General features: G+C 56.7%; 23 protein-coding genes, 1 tRNA gene and 1 pseudogene. 4 read left to right on the top strand and 21 right to left on the bottom strand.

The genetic code is table 11. The annotated features are described in order from the left end of the window. Positions 1–21 precede the first annotated feature (21 nt). The 10 genes and pseudogenes from pglX to ACNFCH_RS10515 all read right to left on the bottom strand — a co-directional run bounded on the left by pglX (position 22) and on the right by ACNFCH_RS10515 (position 11,942). Positions 22–1,956: a BREX-1 system adenine-specific DNA-methyltransferase PglX gene (gene pglX, locus ACNFCH_RS10560; protein WP_416742732.1), complete on the bottom strand. Its 1,935-nt coding sequence runs from the start codon at positions 1,954–1,956 to the stop codon at positions 22–24. Positions 1,957–2,040: 84 nt separating this feature from the next. Continuing rightward, complete coding sequence (gene brxC, locus ACNFCH_RS10555; protein WP_416742731.1) at positions 2,041–5,712, bottom strand: BREX system P-loop protein BrxC; 3,672 nt, start codon at positions 5,710–5,712, stop codon at positions 2,041–2,043. A gap of 18 nt (positions 5,713–5,730) precedes the next feature. Then, entirely contained in the window at positions 5,731–6,306 is a 576-nt protein-coding gene (locus ACNFCH_RS10550; protein WP_053526946.1) for a DUF1788 domain-containing protein, read from the bottom strand. 22 nt (positions 6,307–6,328) lie between these two features. Continuing rightward, positions 6,329–6,946, bottom strand: a complete 618-nt coding sequence (locus ACNFCH_RS10545) for a DUF1819 family protein (RefSeq protein WP_416742730.1) — start codon at positions 6,944–6,946, stop codon at positions 6,329–6,331. Beyond that, on the bottom strand, positions 6,943–7,812 hold the full coding sequence (locus ACNFCH_RS10540; protein ID WP_416742729.1) for a helix-turn-helix transcriptional regulator: 870 nt from the start codon (positions 7,810–7,812) through the stop codon (positions 6,943–6,945). The genes ACNFCH_RS10545 and ACNFCH_RS10540 overlap by 4 nt, the downstream gene beginning before the upstream one ends. A gap of 527 nt (positions 7,813–8,339) precedes the next feature. Then, positions 8,340–8,579, bottom strand: a pseudogene (locus ACNFCH_RS10535) (transposase); the annotation flags it as partial. Further along, positions 8,543–8,986 carry an IS5 family transposase gene (locus tag ACNFCH_RS10530; RefSeq protein ID WP_416742786.1) on the bottom strand — a complete coding sequence of 148 codons (444 nt, stop codon included), beginning with the start codon at positions 8,984–8,986 and terminating at the stop codon, positions 8,543–8,545. The pseudogene ACNFCH_RS10535 and the gene ACNFCH_RS10530, both read right to left, overlap by 37 nt. A gap of 284 nt (positions 8,987–9,270) precedes the next feature. Beyond that, positions 9,271–9,939, bottom strand: coding sequence for an inovirus Gp2 family protein (locus ACNFCH_RS10525; RefSeq protein WP_416742728.1), 669 nt, complete (start codon positions 9,937–9,939; stop codon positions 9,271–9,273). Between the two features lie 392 nt (positions 9,940–10,331). Continuing rightward, positions 10,332–10,511 (bottom strand): helix-turn-helix transcriptional regulator, encoded by a 180-nt coding sequence (locus tag ACNFCH_RS10520; protein WP_416742727.1) that lies wholly within the window; start codon positions 10,509–10,511, stop codon positions 10,332–10,334. A 78-nt stretch (positions 10,512–10,589) separates the two neighbouring features. Further along, a complete protein-coding gene (locus ACNFCH_RS10515) occupies positions 10,590–11,942 on the bottom strand; it encodes a hypothetical protein (RefSeq protein ID WP_416742725.1) in 1,353 nt (450 codons plus the stop codon). 130 nt (positions 11,943–12,072) lie between these two features. Between ACNFCH_RS10515 and ACNFCH_RS10510 the strand changes: the two genes are divergently transcribed. Beyond that, on the top strand, positions 12,073–12,777 hold the full coding sequence (locus tag ACNFCH_RS10510) for a hypothetical protein (RefSeq protein WP_416742724.1): 705 nt from the start codon (positions 12,073–12,075) through the stop codon (positions 12,775–12,777). A 1,820-nt stretch (positions 12,778–14,597) separates the two neighbouring features. Here ACNFCH_RS10510 and ACNFCH_RS10505 read toward each other — a convergent pair. The 9 genes from ACNFCH_RS10505 to thrS all read right to left on the bottom strand — a co-directional run bounded on the left by ACNFCH_RS10505 (position 14,598) and on the right by thrS (position 22,085). Continuing rightward, a tRNA-Pro gene (locus ACNFCH_RS10505) sits at positions 14,598–14,674 on the bottom strand. 100 nt (positions 14,675–14,774) lie between these two features. Beyond that, positions 14,775–15,131 (bottom strand): MerR family transcriptional regulator, encoded by a 357-nt coding sequence (locus ACNFCH_RS10500; protein WP_043213594.1) that lies wholly within the window; start codon positions 15,129–15,131, stop codon positions 14,775–14,777. Continuing rightward, positions 15,112–15,414: an integration host factor subunit alpha gene (gene ihfA, locus ACNFCH_RS10495; protein WP_003250679.1), complete on the bottom strand. Its 303-nt coding sequence runs from the start codon at positions 15,412–15,414 to the stop codon at positions 15,112–15,114. The genes ACNFCH_RS10500 and ihfA overlap by 20 nt, the downstream gene beginning before the upstream one ends. A 3-nt stretch (positions 15,415–15,417) precedes the next feature. After that, positions 15,418–17,811, bottom strand: coding sequence for a phenylalanine--tRNA ligase subunit beta (pheT, locus tag ACNFCH_RS10490; RefSeq protein WP_416742723.1), 2,394 nt, complete (start codon positions 17,809–17,811; stop codon positions 15,418–15,420). A gap of 31 nt (positions 17,812–17,842) precedes the next feature. Further along, the gene (gene pheS, locus ACNFCH_RS10485) at positions 17,843–18,859 is read right to left on the bottom strand and encodes a phenylalanine--tRNA ligase subunit alpha (RefSeq protein ID WP_043215859.1); all 1,017 of its coding nucleotides are present in this window, start codon (positions 18,857–18,859) and stop codon (positions 17,843–17,845) included. A gap of 111 nt (positions 18,860–18,970) precedes the next feature. Further along, entirely contained in the window at positions 18,971–19,327 is a 357-nt protein-coding gene (gene rplT / locus ACNFCH_RS10480; protein WP_003250671.1) for a 50S ribosomal protein L20, read from the bottom strand. A gap of 28 nt (positions 19,328–19,355) precedes the next feature. Next, the gene (rpmI, locus tag ACNFCH_RS10475; RefSeq protein ID WP_003250667.1) at positions 19,356–19,550 is read right to left on the bottom strand and encodes a 50S ribosomal protein L35; all 195 of its coding nucleotides are present in this window, start codon (positions 19,548–19,550) and stop codon (positions 19,356–19,358) included. A gap of 61 nt (positions 19,551–19,611) precedes the next feature. Next, positions 19,612–20,163, bottom strand: coding sequence for a translation initiation factor IF-3 (gene infC, locus ACNFCH_RS10470; protein ID WP_170831750.1), 552 nt, complete (start codon positions 20,161–20,163; stop codon positions 19,612–19,614). Then, the gene (thrS, locus tag ACNFCH_RS10465; protein ID WP_070091785.1) at positions 20,163–22,085 is read right to left on the bottom strand and encodes a threonine--tRNA ligase; all 1,923 of its coding nucleotides are present in this window, start codon (positions 22,083–22,085) and stop codon (positions 20,163–20,165) included. Before thrS ends, infC begins: the two co-directional genes overlap by 1 nt. A 332-nt stretch (positions 22,086–22,417) precedes the next feature. Between thrS and ACNFCH_RS10460 the strand changes: the two genes are divergently transcribed. After that, on the top strand, positions 22,418–22,720 hold the full coding sequence (locus ACNFCH_RS10460) for a hypothetical protein (protein WP_070091786.1): 303 nt from the start codon (positions 22,418–22,420) through the stop codon (positions 22,718–22,720). Positions 22,721–22,883: 163 nt separating this feature from the next. Next, positions 22,884–23,096 (top strand): cold-shock protein, encoded by a 213-nt coding sequence (locus tag ACNFCH_RS10455; protein ID WP_070091905.1) that lies wholly within the window; start codon positions 22,884–22,886, stop codon positions 23,094–23,096. 267 nt (positions 23,097–23,363) lie between these two features. Here ACNFCH_RS10455 and ACNFCH_RS10450 read toward each other — a convergent pair whose 3' ends face one another. Next, a complete protein-coding gene (locus tag ACNFCH_RS10450) occupies positions 23,364–23,687 on the bottom strand; it encodes an I78 family peptidase inhibitor (protein ID WP_337160239.1) in 324 nt (107 codons plus the stop codon). A gap of 272 nt (positions 23,688–23,959) precedes the next feature. Between ACNFCH_RS10450 and ACNFCH_RS10445 the strand changes: the two genes are divergently transcribed. Then, complete coding sequence (locus ACNFCH_RS10445; RefSeq protein ID WP_070091788.1) at positions 23,960–24,172, top strand: hypothetical protein; 213 nt, start codon at positions 23,960–23,962, stop codon at positions 24,170–24,172. On the opposite strand, the gene ACNFCH_RS10440 is transcribed toward ACNFCH_RS10445, so the two are convergent. Continuing rightward, positions 24,144–25,151, bottom strand: a complete 1,008-nt coding sequence (locus tag ACNFCH_RS10440) for a nucleoside hydrolase (RefSeq protein ID WP_416742722.1) — start codon at positions 25,149–25,151, stop codon at positions 24,144–24,146. The genes ACNFCH_RS10445 and ACNFCH_RS10440 overlap by 29 nt on opposite strands. Positions 25,152–25,169: the final 18 nt, after the last annotated feature.

The following is a 25,169-nucleotide window of genomic DNA, read 5'->3' as shown; positions in this document are numbered from 1 at the left end:
CCGGGGGCCATAGCGTGGCCATCAGTGAATGGTCTCAAGCAGCATCCTGCTCTTCTCCGCCTCCGACTTGCCATCCACCAGTCGGATGTAGGCGCCGGCATAATTGAGGTAGGCAGCATTCTTAATGACGAAGGCGGTCGTCGAGACCACTTCGCCGCTGATGCTATCGAAGGCCCGCGCGCCCAGGTGGGCCATGGTGATGATAGTGGTGTGCTTCAGCAGCCACTCGCGCAGTTGTTCGTAGCTGGATAGGAACATCCACGATTGCATGTTGATCTGGGCGTTGAAGCCCTGTGGCTTGAGCAAGGCGAAGGCGCGCTCCATGAAGATCGCAAAGAGGTCCGACTTGCTATTGGGATAGGTCTTCTTGGCGAAGTCCTTGAGGTCGGTATTCATGCCCTTGCTGCCCATATAGGGCGGGTTGGCGACCACCGCATCGTAGCGCTGGGCGAGTATCCAGGCCTGCTGTACGTAGGGCAGCAGCGCTTCGGCGGCCGGCTTTTGCATGGAGTCGCCGGCACTGGTCAGTTCGCGCAGTTGTGCCAGCAGCTCGGCGAGGGGGGCTGCGTCCTCTTCGGGGACCTCGATCAGCGATCCGAAAGTCTTGGCCTGGGTAAAGCGCTGCAGCGTGCTCCTTAGCAACTGGTAGCGGTTGTCGGCCTGGGCGGCGGCAAGGTTGCTCTGTTCGCTTTCGAACAGGCCCTGTGACTGACCGCGCTGCCAGTCGCTGGTCAGGTTCAGCGCCCGCCAGAGGCTGACGAGATCCAGGTGGCGGCTTTCCTGCAGGGCCAGCACGTTGAGCTTGAGCTCGCGGCTGAATATCCGCCGGTCGTCCTCGCGGGCGAGCATCATTAGGGCGAAGCCGGCGAGCTGGCCGGCACGGTCGTCGATATCCAGGCCGAACAGGTTGTGCTCCAGAATCAGCTGGGGAATGTCGCGACTGCGGAAGCCGCGTTCGGTGTAGATATCCCTGAGCAGCTTGTAGGCCTCAATGAGGATGTGGCCGGAGCCGCAGGCCGGGTCGAGTACCTTGAGCGTCAGCGGGTCAATGCTCTCCGGGATGCTAGTCGCCAGTTGTGCCTGTACCTCGGGCGGCTGTTCGCCGGGGGCGACGTAGTAGGGCATCCTCTCTTTGCTGTTCAGCGGCGAGTCCGGGTAGGTCTGCAGCCACTGACGGCCAAGACTGTTCTGCACCAGATACTGGACAATCCAGTTGGGGGTGAACAGCTGGGTGGCAGCGGGGATGTCTTCGCTTTTGACCACCTTGCCGATGATCTGATCCTTCTTTTCGCTGATGTAGAACTGGTAGAGCCAGCCAATGATTTCGACGTTGTGCCAGTCCTCCTCGGGAATGGCGGCCACCATCTCGCGAATTAGTGAGTCGGTTTTGGTCAGGTTGTCCGGCAGCAATAGTTCGAGGGCATCGTCCACAGCTTCGAAGAGGAAGGGTATGGCCTGGTGCAGGGCATGGCACTGGGTGAGGAGCAGCTCGCGGTACAGCTCTTCATCCTTGTTGCCATCAAGCTTGAGCTCGGTGATGCGGGCCTTGTCGAGGCCTTCGAGTTCGATGTCCAGGCAGTCTTCGAGGATCTGCGGCATGCCGGCGCCGCCATCGGCGGCACTGAGCACGCGGCGACCATGATCCAGGTAGCCTTTGATTTCCATAAAGCGCAGCGCGCAGAGGCGGTTGAACCAACTGTAGGCTGCCTGCTCCATGGCCTGGGCAAAACCGATTTGCTCGACTTTTTTCACCAAGGCCGCACGCGGGCGGATGATGCTGGCCGGGAAAGGCCGGTCGCCAATCAAGGCCAGATCGCCCTTCTGCTCCACTGGCACAATACCCATGCTGGGGATACTAGACTCGCGGATGCCAAACAGCGCAGCGCGCTTGGTCATCGCGGCGATAAAGGCGGTGCGTGCCTTGGGGGCGTAGCGTTTGACGTTGCTGGTGTTCATGCTGGCTTTCCCTAATTTTTCTTGAGCCTGTCTTGGCGCAGAGCTGCAGCCTGGAGGTGGCCTCCCCCTCCAGGCTGCGCCGAGTCAGCGGATACGAATTCGCTTGTCTTGCTTGATGGCGTTTTCCAGCTCGGCTTTGAGGGCGTCGATAAAGCGGTCGATATCGCTCTGGCTTTCCAGATACAGGCCATTGCTGAGCTTGTTGAATACGCTGGTGGCGGCCACCTCGACCACCGGTTTGGGCGGTGCTACCGGTTTAGGTGCGGGCGTCAGGGAAGGCGCTCTGTCTTCCTTGACGCCGCCGGCCGCATTGGCGACCTGTGCGGCCTTGGCCTGCTCCTGTTGGAGTTTTTGCTGGCGTTCAGCTTCGGTCTGGATGGCGCGCTCCAGTTCGAACACTCCGTCGTGCAGGCGCTCGTCGGCAGTCTGGGTTTGCAGCAGGTAGATATTGGCGATGCTGGTTTCGGTCTCCAGATCCGCCTTGACCAACTGAAGCGGGCGCAGCAGACGGTTGCTCAACTCTGCAGTTTCGATACCGCTCTTGGCGATTTCAGCCTGCAGCTGGGCAATCTTCTCGTCGACACGGGCCAGGGCATGCTCGCGCTTCTCGGTGAGGATCGCAGCATTAATCGCCTCCACCGCTTCCACCAGGCCAGCCACTTTATGCAGCTGGTTGTAGGGTACGGCGTTCTGCTCGATGGCTTGCAGCTCAAGGAGGGCCGTGCGGGCCTTGCCGTCCTTTTCCAAGGCGGGCTTGTTCTTATCGAAGCGACGCAGGGCTTGCTGCAGCTGCTGCCAGGTATGCAGCTGATTGGTGAAGAACTCATGGAGGTCGCGGTAGTCCTCCTCCAGATCCAGGTAGTCGTCCTTGTTGTCGACCATGGACTTGAAGAAGTCGACGCTGTCGGTGTTGCTCAAGAGGCGCTGCAAACTGAGCAGAGCCTTCTCGATCACTTCCTTGCCGGGAAAGCGACCAACATCGGTCTTGCTCTTGTAGCTCTTGAGGTTGCCCAGCCAGGTCTCGAAATGGCCACGGTAATACTCGAACAACTCCTTTTCGCCGGCAGGGCCGAGGGCGTTAAACAAGTCCTGACTGAGATTGCGCACCTGCTTGAGTAGGACTTCATCGGTCAGGCGCTTTTTCTGCACCGAGATTTCCCGGCGCTTGCGGCTGTTGCTCAAGTAGTCGAAGGCATCCGGCAGCGGCAGGCTGGGGCCGGCAGAATGAAAGGAGATACGACTGGTCGCGGCCAGGCGACCGAGGATCAGCAGGATCTCGCCATCCGGCCAGCCATAGGGCCGCTTGCTGAAGCGCTCGATGATGTCCGCCACCAACAAGCGGTCATTGCCGGAGGCGCGCAGGGTGATGAACTGCTCGACTTCCTTGATCGCCTGCGGATTACCTTCTTCGCCGTCGAGGGTCAGGCTCAGTTGACCAATGTCGTCGGCGTTCAGAATGGCATGGAGCTCGCGCTCGGGCTCCTGCTGCAGCACCTTCAGGTAACCCAGCTTGGTGTAGGTGTTCTCCAGCAGGTATTGGCAGGCCTCGTCGAACTTGCTCTGGATGTTGTTGCCGGACAGTTTGAGGTGCTGGCCCAGTGCGTACGCTTCGGCACGCTCGATCAGCTCTTCGAGCATCAGGCGCAGGCGCTTCTTGCGCTCCTGGTTCTCCCGGCCACGGTCGGCGAGGATTTTACTCAACTCGGGCTGGCTGCCATCGTCATTGAGACGGATGAACTTGTTGGTCTTCAGCCAGGTGCGTAGCTCGGTGAAGAACTCCTTGTTGTCCGGCAGCTTGAACAGAGCCATGCCAGTGGGCGCTTCGTTGCTCTTGTTGATGCAGCCAGCTTCACCGTGAAGGGCGTAATCTAGATCCAGCGGCGAGATCACCTCGACGCGCAGATCATGCTCATAACGGCCTTCCAAGCTGTGGCCATCGAGATAGCGGCCAATGCTGTAGTCGGTCTTGTTGACGCCATAGCGGAACTTGTTCTTGTCCTTGAGCAGGTCCTTGTAGATCAGGTCGGCGAGAGCCTTGTTCTCATCGGACGAGGCAATCTCGGTGGCCTTGATCTTGCGAGTGATATCGCGCTCCTCGTTGGTGAGGAAGACAAACTCTTCGCCGTTGCGGGTGATCAGGCTCTCTTTCTCCAGGCGCTGCAGGGTTTCTTCGATGCGGCGACGCAGGGCGAGCTTGTCTTCGTCGACCTGCTCGATGGACAGGGTGACAAGATTGTCCAGCGTGCCCTTGATCAGATCGACATAGCGAATCATGAACAGGGTGCGCAGGATCTGTACATCGAAGGTATCGAGCACGGCGTTTTCGCCGGCCTGGTCGATGGTGCGCTTGACGGCTGTGTCGAGGAAGCCTTCCACCGCACGGTAGAAGCTGTGCAGGGGTACCAAGGCACCAATGTCTTTGTTGGCAATCGACTGGGCGGCCATCTGGAAGGCATCGAGCATGGAGCGCTCACCGTAGGCCAGATGCGCGCCAGTGGCGCCGACCTTGCGGATTTCTTCGAAGACCTTCTGCACCAGTTGGAAGTGGTATGGCGCAAAGGGATAGTTGGCGATGAAGCTCTCCGGGCCGTCGTAATTACGCAGCGTCGGACCGGAGCGGTCGAATGTGATCTGGTTGCGCAGAATGTCGCCCTTCTGCCCCCAAACAGCGCGCAGCTCGGTTTCGGCCTCCGCTGTTTTGCGCAGCAGACGCTTCTGGATCACTTCGTCGGTGTTGGAGCTGGACAGCGACAGGCGTGTTTTGAAGCGTCCGGCAATCTTGGAGAAATCGTTGGCCTTGGAGGCCGAGAGCTCACCGAGCACCGCATCCATGTCGGCCTGGGAGGTGACAATGATCCAGGCGCGGCCCTTGCAGATGGTGCCGAGGTTTTCGGTGATAGTCTGCAGCGTCAGCATCAGGCGGGTATCGCTGCCGATGAACTGGCCGACTTCGTCCACCAGGAACAGGACACGGTGCTTGGCCGGCTTGGCATCGAGGTACTCGCGCACCCAATGGCAGAAGTTCTCGACTGAGACACTGAAAGTCTGCTCGGACTCCTCGAACCACTTGTGCGCTGCCTCGGCAGACAGAGCCAATACCTGTGCCAGGGCTTGCTCAATATCGTCCTGATAGAACTGATAGCCGTCGCGCTCCTCGGCCCAGACTAGACCGGTAGATTCGTTGAAAGCCTCAACAAAGCGTTCATAAACGCCACGCTGGGTCAGGTGGCGCTCCATGTGAGCGATGTGTGGATGGTCGCCGCTGAATCCCTGGTGTTCGTTGAACACGCGCAGGAAGACATTGAGGATCGGGTTGCCGGCGTCGTTGGAGCTCGCCTTGCTATCGATGTTGAACAAGATGACATCAGCGCTATTGGCGACGGCCTTGTCGATATCTGCGCGAATCATCGCATCGCGCACCTTGCTGGCATCGAAGAAGGAAACGGCGTTATGGGTATTACCCTGGGGGTCCCGAGCCTGAATGTTGGCCAGCAGGTAGGACAGGGTTTTCAGGAAGTGCGACTTACCCGACCCGAAGAAGCCGCTGATCCAGACGCCTACGCGGTTGGCAATGGAGGGGTCGCTCAGGTCGGTGCCATAGGACTCAAAGAAGCTGCGGAAGTGTTTTTCCAGCTCGTTGGTAACCACATACTCGTCGAGCTCTTGGAACACGGTGGCGTCGTCAGACTGGTCCGCTTTGACCACGCCATTGATAGGGCGGTCGAGTTCCTTGAAGAAGATGTCTTTAATGCTCACGGCAATCGTCCTTATTGATCAGGGCACCAGCTTGAACGCACGGTAGTAGTTGTTGCTGGGGATACGGTTGAACAGAGACAGCGACTGCCCTGAGTAATGGCCGGGGTAGAACAGCACCAAAGGTTTGTGACCGAGCAACGCGTGCAACTTGTTGAGTAGGTTGTGGGCTCGCAGGACGGGCCAAACAGAGCCCACGCCTGAAATCAGGACTACATCGCGCTCGGCAGCGCCGCTGTGCTCCATCAGGAAGGGAGCAAACTTATCCATGTGCAGAGGCCCGGAAAGCGCCTTGAGCAACGCATGGTCGCCCTTGGTCTGCTGCATCAGGATGGCCTTGTCGGTGAAGCTGCGCTGATCCAGATATTCGCGCATGGCCTGCAGCAGATTGATATGGGCAACTTTGAGATGGCTGTGCTTCTTGGCCAGGAGCCCTTCTAGAAAGCACAGGTACTCACGCACCTGTAGCTCGTCCTCGGGGTCATAGTCGAAGATCCAGAAGCCGATCTCGTTGCCGAGGCCCTGGCTTTTGAGAAATTCCTCTGTGAGGATTTTTTCCGGGATCTGATTCAGCCGATCCTGTAGCTGCTGATTCATCACTTACTCCTTGATTCCGCGCCTACTGCGCAGCGGCGCTGGATACTTCCAGGCAGGCTTTGATTCGTTGTCGGTAGCTGTCGTCCAGCAACGCGCGGGCCTCTGGCCGGATCTTTAGGTTTTGCAATCTCATGCTGCGCGTACTTTCCAGCAGACCGACTTCAGCCAGCATGCGGTAGACGACTTGAGCCATCTTCTTGCGACTGGATTCAGTCCAGGTCGTGATGGCTGGATCTCGATGACTGCGCTCATCCAGGAATTCGCTCCAGTGGTAGGGCTCAAGCACCCCAGCGCGGGTAACAAAAGCATCCCGGACGACGGTTTCGATGAATTCGACGAGGAGAAGATTGCGCTCCAGGGCTGAGCAGAACACCACCTGAGTGGCGAGTTCATCGTCGCCATCGCGAATGGCCCGCCAAAAGGCGGCGTCCAACCGCTCCAAGCGCTTGCGCAGGGCCTGAGCAACGCGCTTGGCCGAAGCTGAAGTGCGTTTCTGCAGCCGGTTCTCTTGCTGGATGACCTCGTACCAGTGCTCGGCGCTGGCGTTCTGCAACAGCAGTTCGGCCACAATGCGAGACTCTCGAACTTGCAACGAACCGCCGATCAGATCGGAGTCATAACTGAAAGTCTGATCGCTCACCCCTGGCCTCCACCAAAGAGGAGAGGTTCAAGCCTTCTGCGATCCGTTGGTAACAGTTGCAGCGGATGCTCCCGAACACGGGAAGCATTGTCCTCGGTAATTGCTGCCTGAAAGCGCTGCAGGGTGTAGTGGGCCAGAGCCTTGCGTACGGTCAGCTGTAAGCGCCCTTCAGGCATAGCGAAATCGCGCTCGACCAAGGCTTTCTGGGAGTCGCTGAGCAGCAGATTGGGGATCAGCGTTAGAGAAATCTTCTCTTGCCAAAGACAGTCGCTCTCCGCCTCGGGCGCCTCTTCATCACAAGGCTTGGGCGTGCGGTCAATGCGCGACAGAAGAAAATCACGGAAGTCCTCCCGCTTATGGCACCAGGCTCGCACATGCCAACGAAAGCCCGTGTAAACCAGGGTGTGGGGAGAAATGACTCGTTCGTGTGGCGCTGGATTGCTCATTGAGGCATAGAGAATTCTGAGGCTGGTTCCCGCACGGCAAGCCCGGACTACCTCACGCACGACCTCCGGTCGAATTGCGCGGTCGGGCAATTGGACAGTGGCAACCCCAGGATGAGACTCAAGCACCTGAGCCATCGGCTGTCCGCCCTGACTCACGAGCATTTCCAGATATTCATTGACGTGCCCAGCCGTAAGCACTGGCTGAAAGCCTGCAGCTGGGACATAGCCTTTGACTGCGGGGTTATGAATGAGCGCCCCTTCGTTGAACTCCGTGTTGTACCGATTGATGTCCGAGGAAGCCTGCTGCCGAGTAATACCAAACCACTCGACTAACTGAGTAGTGATCAGACGCCCCTCCCAGAAGGCGATCAGCTCAATGGCGCGCAGACGGAGAAGGACTTCGTGTTTGAGATTGAGCATCCGCTAGGCCTGATCAGGATTCGAATCCGATACTGCCCGAGAGAAAGAATACTGTAAATAGTTTTACTGTAAAATAATTTTCTACCCATGCAAGGCTCACTCTGCAGGCTGGCGCTGGTAAGCCCGCGCACGAGGATGAAACCCCAACGAGGCCAAATATTCCAATGGCCTCCTCTGCCAACTGCCCTACCCGACTGGTGACAGCCGGCTGATCATCAAGGCAGTACAGCCTGGGCTGGTGCAAGTCTTCCGAGCAGGCATCAGCTACGCCAGGCCGATGCCGCACTTGTCACCATAACGCTACTTGTCGTGGTTACAGCTGTGCACGTAGCCATACCCACGCGTGAGCTCTTCCCACAGCCCGCCGATCTCAATGGCCTTCCACACATCTCTGCACACCACGTTGCCATTGAAAAAGTACGCGGCGTGAATGTGGTAGCCCCTCCCGTCATTACGATCCCCCTGCTCCACTGAGTAGATGTAGCCAATCAGGTGCTCGAAGACTGAATGACGACAATGCTTGGCAATCAGAGTGTCCAGTTGAAGGGACTGACTGGCCGCCCCTGATGTTCGGGTCGTTTCTCAAGGCCGGTATAGCCCGCATCTGCACAGACGACGTTCTCTGCGCCATGCAGCAGATGCGCAACTTGCGTCACGTCGGCCACGTTCGCAGCAGTGCCGTGAACGTGATGCACCAGCCCTGACTCAGTATCAGCACCGATATGCGCTTTCATGCCGAAGAAGTACTGGCTGCCTTTGTTTGATGCATCTCTGGATAGCGCTTGCCTTCCTTGTTCTTGGTCGACCTGGGCGCATGGATGATCGTGGCATCGACAATGGTGCCTTGGTGCACCGACAGGCCCTTATCTTGCAGGTTGTTGATGGTTTCCAGAATCCCTGCCGCGAGCTGATGCTTCTCCAGGAGGTGTCGGAAATTCATGATCGTCGTGTCTTCGGGAATCGGCGCGCTGAGCGTCAGTCGTGCAAACTGGCGCATCGAGGTGATCTCGTACAACGCTTCTTCTATCGCCGGATTGCTCAGCGAAAACCAGCTCTGCAGCAAGTGAATGCGCAGCATCGTTTCCAATGGATAAGGCTTACGACCGCCGCCGGCCTTTGGACAGTGAGGCTCTATCACTTCAACTAATCCGCTCCACGGCACGACCTGCTCCATCTCTGCCAGGAAACGCTCACGGCGGGTCTGCTTGCGCTTACCGGCGTATTCAAAATCGGAGAAGCTCATCTGACTCATGGGCAAGGCTTGCTTGGGCTGGCTGAACGAAGGATCATTTCAGCACAGGTCGGGCGGCCTATGCTGACTTGATCGGAGAATCACTCTCTTCGCCAACTCTTTGGCATCGGTGTGTTCAACTGCCGAGATAATTCAATTCAATCCGCTAATCCAACGCGCCACCAACCTCACAACACTAATCACGCAGAACGCGGTCAGGTCCTCACCTATCCTCGGCTGCATCCGAAGCCATGGGAACCACCGCCATAACGCTTTGTCGCAGCTTTGCAGAGGTAGCTCGCGCGTCGAAACAGTTCAGGCAACTCATCCATATTCCCTGACCGGACATTCCGATCTACTCGGTATTCCGCGTTCTTCGGGATCTCCACCAAGCCCCGTACTTGACCAACCTCGCACTCCAACGCACTGGCCCAAGCCTCTTGCATGCGGCTGATCATATTAGACCTCTGTGATTGCAACCGCCCAACTGTGTAGTAGGCGTCTCTGTTAAGCAGGATCACCAGGTGGTAATGCGGTCGCCCTCCCCAGCCCACTTCTCTCGCCCAGACATAGCGCACCCTGGAGTCATGGGCGTACTTGTTCTGCTCACGTGCTTTCTCACGGTCATGCTCAATTTTTGCCTTGAACGACTCAATGAATCGACTAATCACACGATTTGACAAAGCGTCATCCGGAATACCCACAAAACGCGGTAGACGCAGGTCCACCCTGAATGCAAAGACCCTGGGATACTGATCAAGGGCAAGGTTAATGGTGCGACTCAGTGCTTCCAGGTACTCAAGTATAAAAGGGCCTTTATCAACCATGACCGGCAGGTCTTGAAACGTAGCTGCTGTATGCAGGTGAAGATTACGGTTCATTGATAAACGAAGCATGATTACCACTTACTCTAGAGAAGTTCATATCTTCACTAAGCCCGGTAGTTATTTACACGTACAGCACAGTCCATTAATCCAAACCACCAACGAACTCACACATGAATTAAAGATGACAGTCATCACAACACCTTGAGATTACCTTCCTAACATCCTGCTATCAGGATAGACAGCATATTCAGCATAAAAGACAGATAGAGGAAATTAAGTACAAGCAAAGGGCATTAATGGAATAATACCTAAAGCATACTACCCGCACCGAAAAACACAACAACAGAAAACCAAGTAAACCCCAAACAATCCCACTACAACCTAAGCACCAAATGCTAATTAGCCAGGTCCGGCAAAAAAAGCATCATGTCCGGTGATTAACCGGACATGATGCTCATCGACTAATTTCGCTCTGTTACCCTAGCCTGAATCCAGCCATGAACCTCAGATTCCAACCAACCAACAGAGCGCCCGCCTAACGAAAATGGCTTCGGAAATATCCCTTCAGCAATGTACTTATACACCGTCGATCGTGCCAAACCTGTAATTTCAACAACCGTTTTCAACCGAAGTATACGCATGACCAGCTCCTCAGATTCGTACAGATGATCTGGGAAGCCGGTAAAGAGTTACTGTTCATCGCCGTCCCGCAGAGCGTGTTAGCTCCGATACTGATAGCGCTTAGGAGTATGCACCTGAAGAAGGAGACCAAATCGATATAGATCTGTTTCTGGAATATCCCGCTCACTTGAAAACTTCTTACATACAGGGTCGCCTTTACTATTTTTGCTCATGACATAGCACTCACCTGCTCGAAACTCATTACGCGGAACGATCAACAACGAGCGACCAACAGAAAACGACCCAAAGTAGCCTCCGGGGCTAAAACTAGGCAGGATCTGTATGCAAGAAATTTCATATGGAAAGTCGTTAGCCTTTCGCACCATACTCTGCACACGGTGAGCCATCAGAACGACGACTTCATACATGAACTCGAAAAATAGTGCCTCTCTCTCTCCATCACCTCCCAAGCCTCGTCCAAGTTTCACTGCCCTGCCGAAATATTCCTTTATACGCACGAGCAACTTGCTATCAGACCTGAACAGGCCAAGCTCCAATGCCGTCCAATTTTTGGACAGTAGCTCCGACGCGTATTCCTCCAACTTAACCTGAAGCCCCCTCAACGAGCCCTGATCTTTGGCCAAACGAAAGAACACTTCCGCCAGCCCGTTAAATTTGTCGTTTTCCGGCAGCAGACCGGAAAATCTTTTATGCATCTCAAACTTAAGCCCCTTGCTAAATTTAACAGCATCAATAATAGCTCCGAGCTCACTCATCTCCCCAGAATCTCCATGGGTGTTTGAGGTGACAGTCAGTACGACTACGCCCGAGCCGCCCTCTTGAAACACATCATGGTGAAAATTAAGAAAGTAAACTGACGTTGAAACGCCTAACAAAGTAGACGTTGTTCTCCCAGGGATTACCCCTCTCATGATCCTCAGAGCAATCAGTTTATGCACCTGCGTCTTTATTCGCTCTCGGTTCAGACCTGTCACCCGAGAAACCTGAGATACTCCGATTCCTCGTACAACCCCAAATTGATCGGCGTACAGGAGCAATGTGGATAGCAACAGCCGATTACAAATACTTAAGCTGCTCTTACACTTTTCGGTAGCAGCATGCAGTACATAGTCAATTTTCGATCGATTTATTTCATTGAAAGCTGCCTCTCGGTTTGTCAGCAATTTGGCTAGCTTACTCGAAGCTTGATACTCGCTCCTGGGGCGCCCCCGCCCGATGACGATAGGAGTGCAGATCAAAAGATCCTCTTTGATCAACTCAGAGAGAGCACTGGACACCACATGATCGGTCGCACCTGTAACCTTAGCTAATTCCTTAACCCCGATCGTGATTGCCCCACCGAGCCCGTAGAGCTGCAGGAGCCGAACGAGGACAAACTTTGCCTCTGGGGTGAGACCAGCCAATTCAAGGCCTAACAGAACACAGTGCATCCTCGCTCCACAGCCAAAAAGAAAGCAGGCATTAAATCGCAAAAATACACCCTGTTTCAATAGGGATCATTACCGCCTATGCTACTACGTAACGTCACTTAGTAACGCTTCTACGTGACGAATATAGCTAGTGACAATTAGACCAACTAAAAAAATTAGCGAGGCGGCTTTGAAAAAAACAAACCAGGACCTTTCATGGATTGAAAAAAACAATCCAGAAATGAAGAAATGGGCCATGCGATATTTATTAAATAAAGGAATATCGATCCAAGCACGCACTTGGGATTACGAAATAATTAAGGCAGCCCAGAGCTGGAGTGAAAGTGCTGAAACACGCGAACTTTTAAAAAAGATGAACGGTGCTTGGCGTCAGAAAAAGCTCCGCGAACGTCAAGATGGGCGAAAAGCGAGCAATTTCATAATTTCAGTTTCTGCAAAGCGAAAACTTAAAACATTGGCCTCCTCAAGAAAAACCAACATAACCGAGACCTTGGAATGGCTAATTCAGAGCACATCTGAAATAAATGATCAATACGAAGCCCAAGCAAAAACCCAAAATGAAGAATACATTAAAAGGCTACAAGCCGAGCGAAACGCGGCAAGCCTGCTAGCTTCAAAATTTAGCGCAACCCTCACGGAGCTTTGCAAGTTACAGCTTCAGCTTGAATCTCTAAATCTCGACAATGAATTTTTTTCAGACCCTTCACAAGAAGAGCTAGAAAAGCGCTTTAAAGAATTAAAAATAATAGCACTAAGCACAAACTCCATCTTTGACGCCGAAGACATAAGAAAATACAAAAAAATGATAAGGCCAATAAATCACAATCAACAGTAGAATGAAGCAACTTCAATGACCAATTAAAAAACAGTAAAAATAAAAATATATTTATCCACTCGATAGCCAACAACACTATAGCTATTAAGATTCAGCGCAAATTGATAATACTGAGACGATATTTATCATGACACAAAAGCTCGTACCTAGCGTATCACTGCGCATCGCGACACGCTTGAGCCCTTTGAGTTTGCAGTAAAAGCTCTAGATCGAGTGCCACCATTTATAAACGTGTAGATCTATGCTCAAAGGAATCTGCGCTGAGGCATTTTGTAAATAAAAATCTTTGAGCCCCACTGGTTTAAATCAGCTATCAATCAGTTTGCATCGAATGCTTTATCGGCGATCAAGCCATCAAGCTTAAGGAACCGCTTATCAAATCGAAAACCTGAAAGCCCGCCCCTTGTAAATCAAGGCTTGCAAAGCATTCCAAGTGAAAACAACAGAATTAATTATCGCATCCCTAGAACCGAATATTTAATCCGTCAACCTCAATGCTACCTATATTATTAGGGACGAGGTAATATCAGTAGACAAGTCAATTAATCACTCAAAACACTAGGGGGTACTGTTTTATTCAGAACCCCATCCACCCTGATAAATCAAGTACTGCAGAGTAGCTCATGCTCGAAAAACTGAATTATTCAAAGACTCTCTAGCAATAATAACAGGATACAATTCTAGACAGCAGAACAAATTTATAACCACATGGAGCTTGAAAGATTAGCACCAATATAATTAGCCCAAGCCTTCATCATCTGGCGACGTTCCTGCATATACTCAGCCTGATTATAGCTTGCTCGCACTTTATTCCTCTCTGCATGCGCCAACTGACGCTCGATAACATCTGCTCGACGCTCCATTCCATTCAGCATTGCCAAATGCCGTTACACGAAATCCATGAGCCGAGAAGCCGATGCTCTGTTTGCCATTAATCCTCATACGCTCAAATGCCCGGTTAAGTGTGGTGACGGTCATTCGTTTGGCTTGCGATAGTTTGGAAAAAGCAGCTGACGACCACCTGTATAGGGGCTCAGTTCACGCAGCAACTCGGCCACCTGCCTGGACAGGGGGACGATGTGTGGCTCTCGTATCTTCATACGCTCAGCCGGAGTTCACCATTTGGCCCGATCCAGATCGAATTCGCTCCACTCCGCCTTGCGGAGCTCTACGGTGCGAACAAAGGTGAACAGCATCAGACGCAGCGCGATCATCGTAGTCCTGTAGCCAGCCGTTCGGCCTGTCTGTTTTGTGACGGATGAACACACTGGAGAATCAGTGACCTGGTCTTTTCCCACTCATTACACGTATCAGCCAGTCCGATCTCCAGGCAAGTGGTAAAGGAACGGTATAGCAATAGCACCCATCAGGACGCCCCAAGGTACCAAGGAAATCCTATCGGCATTCCAAATGGCATTCCAGCAAAAAAACTAAACCGATATAGTGCTTGAAAATCAATATGTTGCGTTATCTGTTCAGATTACCCCGGCCCAACACAAGCTATCCAACGCATTCCTGTGCCACCACCCGGCAGATCGGAAAGAGATAAGGCACACGCCCTTCAAACCGATAGAAGGTTCGAATTAGAGGCTCCTGGAGCGCTGATGCCCTCCTTTACCTGAGTGGCGAATTTGCCTCCTACGAAGCAAGTAAGAATGCCAGTAAGCCCCCGAAGCCCCTGACTAAGTTCTCTACGGGCGATTACTACTAATCCGCGCTGACCACCACTCGCCGTGCCGCCCAGTCTCCCGAGGCACTCAAAAACCACCAGACAAAAAAAATCCAGTCACCTCACAGTGACTGGATTTTTTAGGGATTTTTGGTCGGGACGGAGTGATTCGAACACTCGACCCCTTGCACCCCATGCAAGTGCGCTACCGGGCTGCGCTACGCCCCGACATCATTCTCGATACTGCTGAGAACGGTGAAGAATCTACCCTAACCTTTTGAATAATGGAAGCTTTTTTTCAAAAAACTTTCCATTCATCGGGTTCGGTTCACTTCTTCAACACCACCAACACATCCTCCAACTCGGCAATCATCTGCCGGATCAGCTGCTTGTACTGGGTGGTGTCATCCTTGGCCTCATCACTGGAGAGGCGCAGTCGCGCCCCGCCGATGGTGAAGCCTTGGTCGTACAGCAACGCGCGGATCTGACGGATCATCAGCACGTCTTGGCGCTGGTAATACCGTCGGTTGCCGCGGCGCTTGACCGGGTTGAGTTGCGGGAACTCCTGTTCCCAATAACGCAGCACGTGTGGCTTTACCGCACAGAGCTCACTGACCTCACCGATGGTGAAGTAGCGCTTGCCCGGAATGGGGGGCAGCTCGTCGTTATGGCTTGGTTCCAGCATAGGCCTCAACCCGGGCTTTCAGTTTCTGCCCTGGACGAAAGGTGACGACGCGGCGAGCGGTGATCGGGATCTCTTCCCCTGTCTTGGGGTTGCGGCCCGGCCGCTGGCGTTTGTCGCGAAGGTCGAAGTTGCCGAACCCGGACAGCTTGACCTGCTCGTTCTCTTCAAGTGCGTGCCGAATTTCTTCGAAAAACAGCTCGACCAGCTCCTTGGCCTCTCGCTTGTTGAGCCCCAGCTCCTCGTACAGCCTTTCGGCCATCTCAGCTTTCGTCAGAGCACCCATACGCTATTTCCTTAACGTGGTGTTCAACCTTTGTTCGAGCGAGGTGAGGATGTTTTGCAGGGTAGTGTTCACCTCATCGTCGTTAAGAGTGCGCGATGGATGCTGCCAGGTCAAGCCGACGGCCAGGCTTTTTCTATCAGGATCAATGCCTTTACCCTGGTAGACGTCAAACAGCCTGAGGTCTGTGAGCCATTCGCCCGCATTGTCACGAATTACTTCAAGCACGGAGCTAGAAGCAACATCACGTCCTGCGATCAAAGCCAGGTCACGCCTGGTTTCTGGGAACTTGGACAGTTCGCTGAATTTCGGCAGGCGGCCTTCGACCACATCGCCCAGTACCAGCTCGAAGACGAACACCGGACGCTCCAGGCCCAGGGTCTTGGCAAGCTCTGGGTGGATGGCGCCGATGTAGCCGACTTCCTTGCCGTCGCGCTCGATGCGGGCGGCCTGGCCAGGGTGCAGGGCTGGGTGCTTGCCGGCGACGAACGTGAAGTCGTCCAGGGCGCCCGAGTAGCCCAGCAGGGCTTCCACGTCGGCTTTCACGTCGAAGAAGTCGAGGCTGTCACGACCGTTCGCCCAGCCTTCCGGCAGGCGGCTGCCCGTGGCGACGCCGGCGATCATCGGCTGCTGCTTGAGGTCGCCCAGTTGGCCGACGAAACGCAGGCCGCTTTCGAACAGGCGTACGCGGTCCTGCTGGCGGTTGAGGTTGTGCTGCAGCGCCTTGACCAGGCCCGGCCACAGCGACGCGCGCATGGCAGCCATGTCGCTGGAGATGGGGTTGGCCAGCAGCAGCGGCTCGACGCCAGGGGTGAACAGCTCGAACAGTTTCGGATCGATGAAGCTGTAGGTAATGGCTTCCTGGTAGCCGCGGGCGACCAGCAGGCGGCGCAGGGTCGGCAGCTCGCCACGGGCTTCCGGGCGGGCCTGCGGGGCCAGGCGGGCTTGCGGGTAGCGCACTGGCAGGTTGTTGTAGCCGTACAGGCGGGCCAGCTCTTCGATCAGGTCGACTTCGAGGCTGATGTCGAAGCGGTGGCTTGGGACTTCGACAGTCCACTGCGCCTCACTGCCAGAGCGCCCATCAGCGCTGGTTTTCAGCTCCAGGGCGTTGAGCAGTTGCTCGACCTGGGCGGCAGCCATGTCCATGCCAAGCATCTGGTTGATGCGATCGGCGCGCAGGGTGACCGGCGCGACCTTCGGCAGGTGCTGCTCGCTCACGGCCTCGACGATGGGGCCGGCTTCGCCGCCGACGATTTCGAGGACCAGGGCGGTGGCGCGCTCCATGGCTTCACGGGCCAGTTGCGAATCGACACCGCGCTCGTAGCGGTGCGAGGCATCGGTGTGCAGGCCGTAGGAACGGGCTTTGCCGGCGACGGAAATCGGCTCGAAGAACGCGCTCTCCAGGAACAGATCGCGGGTCTTCTCGGTGTTCACGCCGCTGTGTTCGCCACCCATGACGCCGGCGATGGCCAGGGCGCGGGTGTGGTCGGCGATGACCAGGGTGTCGGCACGCAGGGCGACTTCCTGGCCGTCCAGCAGGACGAGCTTCTCGCCCTCCTCTGCCATGCGCACGCGGATGCCGCCGTTGATTTCGGCGAGGTCGAAGGCGTGCATCGGCTGGCCGAGCTCGAGCATCACGTAGTTGGTGATGTCGACGGCGGCGTCGATGCTGCGCACGTCGCTGCGACGCAGGCGCTCGACCATCCACAGCGGGGTTGGCTTGCTCAGGTCGACGTTGCGGATGACGCGGCCCAGGTAGCGCGGGCAGGCCGCCGGCGCGGAGACTTCGACCGGGCGCACTTCGTCGTGGGCCGGGGCAACGGCAGGCACTTGAGGACGGGTGACCGGCACGTCGTACAGGGCGCTGACGTCGCGGGCCAAGCCTGCGATGGACAGGCAGTCGCCGCGGTTCGGGGTCAGGCCGATCTCGATGCTGGCGTCGTCCAGGTTCAGGTACTGGCGAATGTCTTCGCCGACCGGGGCGTCAGCCGCCAGTTCCAGCAGGCCGTCGTTCTCTTCGCTGATCTGCAGCTCGGCGGCCGAGCACAGCATGCCGAAGGACTCGACGCCGCGCAGCTTGGCCTTCTTGATCTTGAAGTCGCCCGGCAGTTCGGCGCCGATCATGGCGAACGGGATCTTGATGCCGGGGCGCGCGTTCGGGGCGCCGCAGACGACCTGGAAGGTTTCCTGGCCGTTGCTCACCTGGCACACACGCAGCTTGTCGGCGTCCGGGTGTTGTTCGGTGGCAAGGATCTCGCCCACCACGATGCCGCTGAACTGGCCGGCAGCGGGGGTCACGCTGTCGACTTCAAGGCCGGCCATGGACAGGCGGGCGACCAGTTCGTCACGGGAGACTTGCGGGTTAACCCAACCGCGCAGCCACTGTTCACTGAATTTCATGCTGTTCTCCTAGAAAGTGCGTCGATTGGGCCTAGCGGAATTGGGCGAGGAACCGCAGGTCGTTGTCGAAGAACAGACGCAAATCGTTGACGCCATAGCGCAGCATGGCCAGACGCTCGGCGCCCATGCCGAAGGCGAAGCCCTGGAACTCTTCCGGGTCGATGCCGGACATGCGCAGCACGTTCGGGTGGACCATGCCGCAACCCATGACTTCGAGCCAGCCGGTTTGCTTGCACACGCGGCAGCCATTGCCGGAGCACATCACGCACTGGATGTCGACTTCAGCCGAAGGCTCGGTGAAGGGGAAGAACGACGGACGGAAGCGTACCGCCAGCTCTTTTTCGAAGAACACGCGCAGGAACTCTTCGATGGTGCCCTTGAGGTCGGCAAAATTGATGCCGCGATCGACCAGCAGGCCTTCGACCTGGTGGAACATCGGCGAGTGGGTAATGTCCGAGTCGCAGCGATAGACGCGCCCCGGGCAGACAATGCGGATCGGCGGCTGGCTGGACTCCATGGTCCGCACCTGCACAGGCGAGGTGTGGGTGCGCAGCAGCATGTTGGCATTGAAGTAGAAGGTGTCGTGCATCGCGCGGGCCGGGTGGTGGCCAGGGATGTTGAGCGCTTCGAAGTTGTGGTAGTCGTCTTCGACCTCAGGGCCTTCGGCGATGCCGTAGCCGATGTGGGTGAAGAACTGCTCGATGCGCTCGAGGGTACGGGTGATCGGGTGCAGCCCGCCGGTGGTCTGGCCACGGCCTGGCAGGGTCACGTCGATGCATTCGGCGGCCAGGCGAGCGTTGAGCTCGGCTTCTTCGAAGGCTGCCTTGCGTGCGTTGAGCACGTCGGTGACGCGCTCTTTGGCGTCGTTGATCAGCGCGCCGACTTTCGGGCGCTCTTCGGCTGGCAGGTTGCCCAGGGTCTTCATCACCTGGGTCAGTTCGCCTTTCTTGCCGAGGTATTGGACCCGGATCTGTTCCAGGGTAGTGATGTCTTCAGCGCGTTCCACGGCCTCGAGGGCTTGGGCAACCAGCGCGTCCAGGTTTTCCATGTACAGACTCCAGATACGAAAATAGGGGAAGAGCTTTTGAAGGCTCTTCCCCTATCGATGACGTTTTACACCCGACGGCGCAGGGCGCCGCCGGATGATTGTCGTGGGTACTTAAGCCAGGACGGCTTTAGCTTTCTCGACAATCGCAGCAAACGCCGCTTTTTCGTTCACTGCCAGGTCGGCCAGAACCTTGCGGTCGATTTCGATCGACGCTTTTTTCAGGCCAGCGATCAGACGGCTGTAGGACAGACCGTTGGTGCGGGCACCGGCGTTGATACGAGCGATCCACAGAGCGCGGAACTGACGCTTCTTCTGGCGACGGTCACGGTAGGCGTATTGACCAGCCTTGATGACAGCCTGCTTGGCAACGCGGAATACGCGCGAGCGTGCACCGTAGTAGCCCTTAGCCAGTTTCAGAATTTTCTTGTGACGCTTACGAGCGATGACGCCACGCTTTACACGAGCCATGAGTAACTTCCTCTATCTTTGACCGAAATTAACGTACGCGCAGCATGCGCTCGACTTTTGCAACGTCAGACGGGTGCAGCAGGCTGGCACCGCGCAGTTGACGCTTACGCTTGGTCGACATTTTGGTCAGGATGTGGCTCTTGAAAGCGTGCTTGTGCTTGAAGCCGGAAGCGGTTTTCAGGAAACGCTTCGCAGCACCGCTCTTGGTTTTCATCTTTGGCATGTTGGAACTCCGCATTCGATAAAATTACACAATAATCATCAGGCCTGCCGTGCCCGGGAGATTACTTCTTCTTTTTGGGGGCGATGACCATCATAAGCTGGCGTCCTTCCATCTTCGGATGCTGCTCAACGGTGCCGTATTCGGCGAGGTCGGCTTCGACCCGCTTCAACAGCTCCATGCCCAGCTCCTGGTGGGCCATCTCACGGCCGCGGAATCTCAGAGAGATCTTGGCCTTGTCCCCATCGCTAAGGAAACGTACCAGGTTGCGTAGTTTTACCTGGTAATCCCCTTCTTCCGTCCCTGGACGAAACTTGATTTCTTTGATCTGGATCTGCTTCTGGTTTTTCTTGGCTTCGTTGGCCTGCTTCTTCTTCTCGAAGAGGTGCTTGCCGTAGTCCATGACCTTGCAGACAGGCGGTTGCGCGTCTGCAGAGATCTCCACCAGATCCAGCTTCGCTTCATCAGCGATACGCAGCGCTTCATCAATCGAGACGATGCCAATCTGCTCGCCGTCAGCGCCAATTAACCGAACCTCGCGTGCCGAGATATTCTCGTTGATCGGGGCTTTCGGTGCAGTTCGTTTATCGTTTCTCATTTCACGCTTAATAGTCATTACTCCGATTCTAGGCGACCGCGCTGAGCCACGGCGTCAGCGAGCAGTTGGGTGAATTGGGAGACGGGCATGGAGCCCAGGTCTTTGCCATCACGGGTACGTACTGCAACGGTCTGCGTTTCGACTTCGCGGTCCCCTATAACCAGAAGGTATGGGACCTTGAGCAAAGTATGCTCGCGGATTTTAAAGCCGATCTTCTCATTTCTCAAGTCGGACTTGGCACGGAAACCAGCCCCATTGAGGGATTTTTCCACTTCGAGTGCGAAATCGGCCTGCTTGTCGGTGATGTTCATGATCACCGCCTGGGTCGGGGCCAGCCACGCCGGGAACACGCCCGCGTAGTGTTCGATCAGCATGCCGATGAAGCGCTCGAAGGAACCGAGGATCGCACGGTGCAGCATGACCGGGCGCTTACGGTTGTTATCTTCGGCGATATAGCTGGCATCCAGACGCTCCGGCAGGTTCGGATCGTACTGCAGGGTGCCGCACTGCCAGTTACGGCCGAGGCAGTCGCGCAGGGTGAATTCGATCTTCGGACCGTAGAATGCGCCCTCGCCCGGCTGGTATTCCCACTCCAGGCCCGACTCGTTCAGCGCATCGGCCAGGGCGCCTTCGGCGCGATCCCACAGTTCTTCGGAGCCCACGCGCTTGGCGGGACGGGTCGAGAGCTTCATGGCGATGTCGGTGAAACCGAAGTCTTTGTAGACGTCCAGGGTCAGCTTGATGAAGTCGGCCGCTTCTTTCTTGACCTGATCTTCGGTGCAGAAGATGTGGGCGTCGTCCTGGGTGAAGCCACGCACGCGCATGATGCCATGCAGGGCGCCGGACGGCTCGTTACGGTGGCAGGCACCGAACTCGGCCAAGCGCAGCGGCAGGTCACGGTAGGACTTCAGGCCCTGGTTGAATACCTGCACGTGGCACGGGCAGTTCATCGGTTTTACCGCGAAATCGCGACTTTCCGACGAAGTGGTGAACATGTTCTCGGCGTAGTTGGACCAGTGGCCGGAACGCTCCCAGAGGATGCGGTCGACGACTTGTGGCGTCTTGATCTCCAAGTAGCCGTTTTCGCGCTGGACGCCACGCATGTACTGCTCGAGCACCTGATAGACGGTCCAGCCGGCCGGGTGCCAGAAGACCATGCCCGGGGCTTCTTCCTGCAGGTGGAAGAGATCCAACTGTTTGCCGATCTTGCGGTGGTCGCGCTTTTCGGCTTCTTCGATGCGCTGGATGTAGGCTGCCAGCTGCTTCTTGTCAGCCCAGGCAGTGCCGTACACGCGCTGCAGCTGCTCGTTCTTGGCATCGCCGCGCCAGTAGGCGCCGGAGAGCTTGGTCAGCTTGAACGCCTTGAGGAAGCGGGTGTTCGGCACGTGCGGGCCACGGCACATGTCGACGTATTCTTCGTGGTAGTACAGGCCCATGGCCTGTTCGTCCGGCATGTCCTCGACCAGGCGCAGCTTGTAGTCTTCGCCACGGCTCTTGAACACGTCGATGACTTCGGCGCGCGGGGTCATCTTCTTGACGACGTCGTAGTCCTTGTCGATCAGCTGTTGCATGCGCTGTTCGATGGCGGCCATGTCTTCTGGGGTGAAGGGGCGCTCGTAGGCGATGTCGTAGTAGAAACCTTCGTCGATCACCGGACCGATCACCATCTTGGCGGTCGGGTACAGCTGTTTCACCGCATGGCCGACCAAGTGGGCGCACGAGTGACGGATGATCTCCAGTCCCTCTTCATCTTTAGGGGTGATGATCTGCAGGGTGGCGTCGTTCTCGATCAGGTCGCAGGCGTCGACCAGCTTGCCATCGACCTTGCCGGCCAGGGTGGCCTTGGCGAGGCCAGCGCCAATGGAGGCGGCGACTTCGGCAACGGTGACGGCCTTGTCGAACGTACGTTGACTGCCATCGGGAAGAGTAATTACGGGCATGGCGCCTCCTCTCCTAGTGGTGACCCCTACCAAAGGTCACATGGGTTGGGATGAGCCAGTACAAGATCCGCCCTGCCTTTCCCGCGGGAAAGCCTGCCTCACAGTGGCAGAAGCCTTTCGGCCAACCAGGGACGAACCAGAGTGACTGGAAAGAAAATAGAAAACAGCCGCAAGGGAGCAGCTGTAAGCCGAGCATGCTAGCACGCGGCTTGGGCGGCAGGCAGAAATATTTGGAAATTACGCCGTTTGGGTGAACTTGTTCGGAAAAATCCACCTCAGAGTTTCTGAAGCATCCTACTCTTGATGAGATCCAACCCAAGGAGTGTGTGGTTATGCGACTTCAGTCTCTTCTGGCCCTGACCGCCGCCAGCGCCCTGCTGCTGCCCCTGGCGGCACATGCCGAGTGGCCTGCCGGCAAGAAAGGCGCCTACATGCAACAGTGCGTTCAGGTGGCGTCCGCCCAAGGCGTCGATGCGAAAATGGCGGACCAGCACTGCAAGTGCGGCGCTGACGCGATCGAGAAGAACTTCACCAAGGCAGAAATCGAAGACCTGGACAGCAAGGACGGTGTCGACGCCAAGCTGATGCAGCGGGCGCAGACCGTGGTACGCCAGGCCTGCGCACCGAAGAGCTGAGCCGTTTCGCGGAGGTAATCCACGCATTATTTGCCGTGGATCAGTATCCTGCGAAGGTAACAGGCGCTAGATACGCAGAATTAGACTATGATGTCGCCGGTGCTGCGTAGCCTCGGCAACATCGCACCTCGAAAAAAAAACCATGTTTCTGGAGATTCACCCCATGTCCAATCGCCAAAACGGCACCGTCAAATGGTTCAATGATGAAAAAGGCTACGGCTTCATCACCCCAGCAGGCGGCGGCGACGACCTGTTCGTACACTTCAAGGCCATCGAAACCGACGGCTTCAAGAGCCTGAAAGAAGGCCAGTCCGTTTCCTTCGTTGCCGAACGCGGTCAGAAGGGCATGCAGGCTGCGCAGGTTCGTCCGGAGTAATTCGGATACGAATACAAAAAACCCGCCTTCGTGGCGGGTTTTTTGTGGGCGTCGTTTGAGGGCTGGGGCTGTTCGGCAAGTGGGGGAGCCACTGTCTTGGGATACCTGCACCGGCCTATTCGCGGGTGAACCCGCTCCCACAAAGACTGCGGTGTGATGACATCATCGCAGCGCCTGCCCCTACAGATCATCGAACGCACCGCAGAACCTGTGGGGTTTACCCGCGAATGCGATAGCAAAAGCACCGCCGTATTCGCGGGTGAATCCTCAACCGCAGTTGACGCGGGTTACCACACCTTTTTCATCGACGTTCAGGTTCAGCCGCTCCGAGCGGTACTCCAGGGTGATCACGTCGTGAGGCTTGAGGATACGTGCCAGTTGCGAACCGCTGGCCTTGCGCGCTTGCTCCAGCAGCGCCGGGGTGGCCTGCTTGCCGATGGTGAAGTCGGCGCCGCTGGCCTCGCAGCGACCGCCGTTGTCGGCCGGGGCCGACGAGGCGCTGTCGCTGCCGCTCGAAGAACCGCCTGTGCTGCAACCTGCCAGGACTGCAGCCGCCAGCAAGGTCGCCAGGTAAGCACGGGTACGGAACATGAATCCTCCTAATCATCATGGGAACTGCCTTATGCGACAGCTCCGCTCAACTTTTGTTGCAAAACCGAGCAAGTCTGCCTGAACAGGCCCCTCATGGCGAAAGGTAATCGTGACTGGATTTTGCGTCGTACGTCTGGCGGTTTATTCGCAAGTGGTCGTGCGGCGATCGCAAAGGCATGATTTACTGCAACAACCGGAGCGCAGCACGCCTCCCTTCGAACGCCAGGGTCCGGTGTTCGACCCTTAGCCCAGGCTTGCCACGAGAGCCTTCCATGAGCAGCCACAGCATCGACGCCGACATCAAGGTCAAATGGGCCGAGGGCCAAAGCGCCTACAGCCCCGGCACTCCCGAAGAACTGCTACTGATCGCCATCGACCTTTTGGTACGCGATCGCGGCAGCGAGGCGGCGCGCAGCTTCATCGAGCAAGTGTTCGAGCGCTACGCACCGCACACCGCTATGGCAATCGAGCCAGGCGCTCGCTGAGCAGGTCGAAAAAGCCCTGGGCATCGCCCTCGTTCAGCCACAGCACGTTGGCCGGACGCTTGAGCACTGCGTACCAGTCGACGATGGTCTGGCCGAAAGTCGGGCCCTCCCGGCTGTCGACTTCCATATGGACCCGCCGCCCGCCGAACAGCTCGGGCTTGATCAGGTAGGCAATGACACTGGCGTCGTGCACCGGGCCGCCGGGCATGCCGTACAGGTCCATGTCGTGCTTGACGTAGGCGTCGAGGATGTCCACCACACGCCGGCTGGCCTGATTATCGATGGCGGCCAGTTGCTTGAAGCGCGCATCGCTGGTGATGACCTTGTGGGTCAGGTCCAAAGGCACGTAGGTGAGTTTGACGCCGCTGGCCAGCACCACCTCTGCGGCATGAGGGTCGGCGTAGAGGTTGAACTCGGCCACCGGGGTGATGTTGCCGCCATTGAAGTGAGCGCCGCCCATCACCACCACTTCCTTGATGCCTTTGACGATCTCGGGCTTCTGGATCAGCGCCAGGGCCAGGTTGGTCTGTGGGCCGAGCATGGCGACAGTGATGCTATGGGGCTCGGCACTGGACAGGGTGTCGACCAGATACTGCACCGCATTGCCTTGAGCCAGGCCTTGTTTGGGCGCATGGACCTTCACCCCTTCCAGGCCCTCCTGGCCATGGATATCGTCGGCGTAGATCGGTTTGCGCACCAACGGGCGCCCTGCCCCGGCGTATACCGGGATGTCTTCGCGCCCACCCCATTCACGCGCCAGGCGGGCGTTGCGCGAGGTCTTGTCCAGGCGCACGTTGCCAGCCACGGTGGTGATGGCGCGGATGTTCAGGTCCTCGGGCGAGGCCATGGCGAGCAGCAGCGCGACGACATCGTCGGCACCGGGGTCGGTGTCGATGATCAGGTCCCGGGGAGCGGCCTGGAGGGTGGTGGTGGCCACGGCTGACATGAGGATGGCTCCTTTGAGGAGGTGTTTGAGCATGGAGGCACTCCTTGTTGC

Source organism: Pseudomonas sp. NY15354, from assembly GCF_048068075.1.
In the GTDB taxonomy this organism is placed as follows: Bacteria; Pseudomonadota; Gammaproteobacteria; order Pseudomonadales; family Pseudomonadaceae; genus Aquipseudomonas; species Aquipseudomonas guariconensis_C.
The sequence above is the reverse complement of the archived record's forward strand: the minus strand, read 5'-3'. Positions and strand labels throughout refer to the sequence as shown.

Excerpts from the sequence above, each read along its gene's own strand:
- ACNFCH_RS10445 (WP_070091788.1), top strand. The coding sequence starts at position 23,960 with ATGAGCAGCCACAGCATCGACGCCGACATCAAGGTCAAATGGGCCGAG.
- infC (WP_170831750.1), bottom strand. The coding sequence starts at position 20,163 with ATGACTATTAAGCGTGAAATGAGAAACGATAAACGAACTGCACCGAAA.
- ACNFCH_RS10500 (WP_043213594.1), bottom strand. The coding sequence starts at position 15,131 with ATGCTGGAACCAAGCCATAACGACGAGCTGCCCCCCATTCCGGGCAAG.
- pglX (WP_416742732.1), bottom strand. The coding sequence starts at position 1,956 with ATGAACACCAGCAACGTCAAACGCTACGCCCCCAAGGCACGCACCGCC.
- ACNFCH_RS10450 (WP_337160239.1), bottom strand. The coding sequence starts at position 23,687 with ATGTTCCGTACCCGTGCTTACCTGGCGACCTTGCTGGCGGCTGCAGTC.
- ACNFCH_RS10525 (WP_416742728.1), bottom strand. The coding sequence starts at position 9,939 with ATGCTTCGTTTATCAATGAACCGTAATCTTCACCTGCATACAGCAGCT.
- ACNFCH_RS10520 (WP_416742727.1), bottom strand. The coding sequence starts at position 10,511 with ATGCGTATACTTCGGTTGAAAACGGTTGTTGAAATTACAGGTTTGGCA.
- ACNFCH_RS10515 (WP_416742725.1), bottom strand. The coding sequence starts at position 11,942 with ATGCACTGTGTTCTGTTAGGCCTTGAATTGGCTGGTCTCACCCCAGAG.
- rpmI (WP_003250667.1), bottom strand. The coding sequence starts at position 19,550 with ATGCCAAAGATGAAAACCAAGAGCGGTGCTGCGAAGCGTTTCCTGAAA.
- pheT (WP_416742723.1), bottom strand. The coding sequence starts at position 17,811 with ATGAAATTCAGTGAACAGTGGCTGCGCGGTTGGGTTAACCCGCAAGTC.
- ACNFCH_RS10440 (WP_416742722.1), bottom strand. The coding sequence starts at position 25,151 with ATGCTCAAACACCTCCTCAAAGGAGCCATCCTCATGTCAGCCGTGGCC.
- ACNFCH_RS10540 (WP_416742729.1), bottom strand. The coding sequence starts at position 7,812 with ATGCTCAATCTCAAACACGAAGTCCTTCTCCGTCTGCGCGCCATTGAG.
- ACNFCH_RS10530 (WP_416742786.1), bottom strand. The coding sequence starts at position 8,986 with ATGGAGCAGGTCGTGCCGTGGAGCGGATTAGTTGAAGTGATAGAGCCT.
- thrS (WP_070091785.1), bottom strand. The coding sequence starts at position 22,085 with ATGCCCGTAATTACTCTTCCCGATGGCAGTCAACGTACGTTCGACAAG.
- ACNFCH_RS10460 (WP_070091786.1), top strand. The coding sequence starts at position 22,418 with ATGCGACTTCAGTCTCTTCTGGCCCTGACCGCCGCCAGCGCCCTGCTG.
- ACNFCH_RS10455 (WP_070091905.1), top strand. The coding sequence starts at position 22,884 with ATGTCCAATCGCCAAAACGGCACCGTCAAATGGTTCAATGATGAAAAA.
- ACNFCH_RS10550 (WP_053526946.1), bottom strand. The coding sequence starts at position 6,306 with ATGAATCAGCAGCTACAGGATCGGCTGAATCAGATCCCGGAAAAAATC.
- pheS (WP_043215859.1), bottom strand. The coding sequence starts at position 18,859 with ATGGAAAACCTGGACGCGCTGGTTGCCCAAGCCCTCGAGGCCGTGGAA.
- rplT (WP_003250671.1), bottom strand. The coding sequence starts at position 19,327 with ATGGCTCGTGTAAAGCGTGGCGTCATCGCTCGTAAGCGTCACAAGAAA.
- ihfA (WP_003250679.1), bottom strand. The coding sequence starts at position 15,414 with ATGGGTGCTCTGACGAAAGCTGAGATGGCCGAAAGGCTGTACGAGGAG.